1 protein-coding gene is annotated in these 678 nt (G+C 58.8%); it reads right to left on the minus strand.

The genetic code is table 11. From position 1 onward, the window contains the following. On the minus strand, nt 1-678 hold a 678-nt coding region (locus ACP7E4_RS30470; RefSeq protein ID WP_426119992.1), incomplete at both ends, for a dermonecrotic toxin domain-containing protein.

Genomic DNA, 678 nt, shown 5'->3' on the forward strand with positions numbered 1-678 from the left:
GTGCTCGTAGAGCGCCTCGAACGGCGGCTTGTCGATTGCGCGTTTTTCCAGAAAAAGCTCAGCATTTGCATCGAACATCGGTGCCGACAGGCCCTCATCACCCGGCACTGGACGCATCGGGATCAGACGCTCATTGAGCTTGCGGAAAAAAAGGTGGCTTTGCTCAAGGCTGACAAAGCGCTGAAAGTATTCCTGATACTGCTGGTAGAGGAGCTTCCCGCGCAGCTCATTGGTGAATGCGGTAAAGGAAGCGTATTCCTTGAGTGGCGTTTCGGGATCGCCGGGCAGGTACACCACGCAGGGCAAATCGTCGCCAGGCAGATCAGGCTCGATCAGCAACGCGCCGTATAACGTGCTGCCGGGAAATGCAAAGGTATCGAGCATGTGTAACTGGCGATAGCGCGCCGGGCTACCGTGCCAGCACGGATTGCCGTCGGGCTTGACCACTTCGAGCAGCAAATTGTAGGCGTCTGCGGTGAGGTGATATTTCATCCGTGCGGTGTGCGCCAGCACCTCAAACGCATCACGCTCGCTGGTCATGAAAGCGCTGGCGACCGCCTGTGCTGCCGAACCCGGTGGTTGCCCATCGAGCGTGACGGGCTTGAACACACTGTCCAGGTGCGTCTGGTATTGGCCACCCAGATCCAGCGTGCGACTCAGCTCGGCGAACTGCTCGGG

The sequence above is a fragment of the Pseudomonas sp. DSP3-2-3 genome, from assembly GCF_049898225.1.
GTDB lineage: Bacteria > Pseudomonadota > Gammaproteobacteria > Pseudomonadales > Pseudomonadaceae > Aquipseudomonas.